Genomic DNA, 3285 nt, shown 5'->3' with positions numbered 1-3285 from the left:
AACCATCAGCAAGTTGGTCAACACCGTTACTAAGTTTTTGTCCACCTTCGCTAAGACGACCAAGCCCTGCAGTAAGACGACCAGAACCTGCGGCAAGTTGATCGATACCGCCACTAAGTTTTTGTCCACCTTCGCTAAGGCGACCAAGTCCAGCGGCAAGACGACCAGAACCATCAGTAAGTTGATTAATACCGCCACTAAGTTTTTGTCCACCTTCGCTAAGACGACCAAGCCCATTGTTTAATTGGTTTGTAGCATCTGCAGCTTTTTGAAGTGAAGAACCTAGTTCAGAAAATTTACTGTATAGAGTTGCTGTATAAGTTTTTACAACTTGATCTTTAACTGTGTTTGTTAAATTACTCGCTACAGTTTCCATGATTTTTTCACCATTTTTACTCTTTGTAAAGTTAGTAGTAAAATCAATGTTCATTTTCTCTGGATTTTCGTTTGATAATGAGCTAGCGTTTTTAGAGAAGTTTTCGGGAATGGTAACTACCATGTAGTAATCTCCTTCACGTAATTCTCTATCAGCTGTTTCTTTATCGACGAATTGCCAATTTACTTTTTTATTTTCTTTTAATTTTTCAACCATTGAATTTCCGACTTCTAGAGTTTTCCCATCAAGGTCGACTTTTTTATCTAAGTTTACCACTCCGACTTTCATATTTCCGGTATTATTATATGGATTCCAGACTGCTTTTAAGAAAGTTCCTGCATATAAAATTGGTACCAGAAGAACGATAGCCATGGTGATAATTAACCCTTTACTTTTCAAAAGGCTATTAAATTCTTTTTTTATCATAATTCCTCCTAAGAAATTCTATAGCTAAAATTTAAATATTTAGTTTTATGATGAAGTTATACATCACTGTAGTTATTCTACAACTATTTTTAATGAAAGTCAAAATATTTTTAAGTAATAGTGAAATTATAAGTTTTAAAGTTAGGGCGAGTTGTTTATATAAGAGATAGTGGTTGTAACTCTTAAGAATAAGTTATAGTCGAGAAGATGTTTATTGTTATAGGTTTAGTGAGGTTGTGTATTTTATGAAGTAAACTTATAAATAAATATATATTAATTAAAATAGTTTGGTTAATTTATAGTGGTAAGAGTCCTAATTGATGAAAAAATAACTTCACTATTTAAAGTTTGTGTGCTATGGGAATGAGTTATCGAATTAAGTTTATGGATATTAGTAAAAAAGAAAAACGACTAAGAGGAAATGGTTTCCTATAAATCATCCCCTTAAGTCGTCGTTGTATTATTATCAGTGAATTATATGGGGCTGACCCAAAAGTCCTAAAATTTAACAAAGTGTACATGAGAACTCATAGACGCAGTGGTTTATTGATATCTAAATTAGCTTTATGAAAGCTTTTTAGATATCTAATAAACTGTGCGGGGGTGATTCGAACAAAATCGATTTCTTCGAAATCGCGATTTTCGAGTCACTCCCACTATACTGTCGCATGAGTTATTTTATAATTTAATAAGTTATCAAAGCAATCTTGGGCATCTGTCAAATCTTTTATATCTGGATGTGAACGCGATTCTTTAACCATATCAGCAAGGTCTGGTGTCATTTTATGGATGAAGTTAGGATCACGCCAAGTAAGAATTTTAAATACTATTATTACTTTTGGATCAACCTTACCTTGACACACAAAAGTTTCGTGGATTCTATTATTTCTTTCTTCCATGAATGCAATATAGTTATTTATAGAATCATCGGCATGATAATGCTCGCGAGGCACACCACAAGTTAAAAATAATGCTACATCCTTATTATGGATTTGTTGTTGATCTATAAAACGTTGCATATTTTTGTTAGCGTTTGTTTTATCGGTCCAGGCTCCTAGTATATAAAAATCATATTCTTTTTCAAGTTTTTTTCTTTGTTTTTTTATATCAAGTAGGTCCACTTCTGCTTGATCTTTTATTTGTTCATAGATAGCTTCAGCTACTTTTTTTGTGTTTTTTGTTTTGCTAGAATAAGCAAGTAAAATTTTCATAATTAAACCTCCTCTTAGGGTGCGGGAGTAAGATAGGTTAATCCCGTATTAATTAAAATTACATACTCATTATATCAAAAAATAATAAAGTTTTAAACAGATAACTGAAAACAATAATCAATTATAAAGTCAAACTTATTATAAAAGAAAAAAATTTAAGGGAAAAGTAATAAATTAAAGTCTTTATATTTATAAAATAGGAAATATTTCTTATTTGTGATAGAATACTAATTGATAATAAAAATGATTAATGAATTTATAGGAGTAGTAATGGATAGGTTGTTTGAAATATCTAGTTATGCATCGTTTGTAGTGTATCATATAGAAGCTATGGATAAGATAAAAGTTCCGAAGGTGATGATACGTGAATATATAAATTTACAAAAAACAGTAGGGAGTTTTCCTGAAGAGTTAGAATATGTAGTAAGTTTTTATGATGAGAAGACAGGTAGCAGCGGTGCGCTGTTTAAAAATACAGTTGAAGAAAATTACATTCTAGCTTATACAGGGACAAATTTTTATTTTGATAGACAAAAAGATATGTATGCAGATGTTGTTGGGATATGCTTAGGACAAGGGGAACATCTAACGTCTTGCTATAGGTTTTATACTCGTATGAGGAAGAAATACGGGGATAATATTATCTTAACAGGGCATTCATTAGGAGGTAGTATTTCGCAACGTGTAGCAATTGAATATGATGTGAAAAATAGTGTTGTTTTTAATGCGGCACCTATATATTTGATAGGTGAAATAGATATTTTCATGGATAAAGAAAAAGACGAAGAATTGTATAATACTCGTATGAAGAAATATCTCAGAAATGTGAAGAAGACGGCGATAAAAAAAGCAGCATTTACTGGAATAATAAAAAGGATAGTCTCTGAGTATGATATATTTACTCGTATAGCGGAGTTGCTTTCTATTGGTTATTATGTGGGAGAAGAGATTATAGTAAAAGAGGCCGGATTGCATGGTATTAAGAGTTTTTTAGGAATATATCAAAAGTCTTTTGGGAGTAGTTTTAAAAAAGGGGAAACTGAAGAAAGCTACTTATCGAATGAGTATAAAGATTTTAGTCTTGCTGAAGTTGGCATTTTGAGTAATTTTTCAGAAGAACGCATAATAGGATTGGAACAGTATCTTAATGAGCTTTTAGTAAGTGATAAGATAATAACTAGTTTGAACAAAAATCCTTACAATGTTAATTTTGAATTCTTTCCTAAATTGTAAAGTTAAATGCATAAAAAATTACAAAAAAATTCACGATAT

The 3285-nt window shown here is 31.1% G+C and carries 3 protein-coding genes; 1 reads left to right on the top strand and 2 read right to left on the bottom strand.

Translation table 11 applies throughout. From position 1 onward, the window contains the following. Positions 1–802, bottom strand: an 802-nt coding sequence (locus RWQ73_RS07855; protein ID WP_314407829.1) for a YhgE/Pip domain-containing protein, incomplete at its 3' end; no start/stop codon positions are given. Between the two features lie 656 nt (positions 803–1458). After that, positions 1459–2013 carry a flavodoxin family protein gene (locus tag RWQ73_RS07850; protein WP_314407828.1) on the bottom strand — a complete coding sequence of 185 codons (555 nt, stop codon included), beginning with the start codon at positions 2011–2013 and terminating at the stop codon, positions 1459–1461. A 270-nt stretch (positions 2014–2283) separates the two neighbouring features. Here RWQ73_RS07850 and RWQ73_RS07845 point away from each other — a divergent pair, with 270 nt between their 5' ends. Continuing rightward, on the top strand, positions 2284–3246 hold the full coding sequence (locus RWQ73_RS07845) for a hypothetical protein (protein ID WP_314407826.1): 963 nt from the start codon (positions 2284–2286) through the stop codon (positions 3244–3246). Positions 3247–3285 lie beyond the last annotated feature (39 nt).

Origin of the sequence: uncultured Gemella sp., assembly GCF_963525875.1 — a bacterium.
GTDB lineage: Bacteria > Bacillota > Bacilli > Staphylococcales > Gemellaceae > Gemella.
Note: the sequence above shows the minus strand (reverse complement) of the source record. Positions and strands in the feature narration are given on the sequence as shown.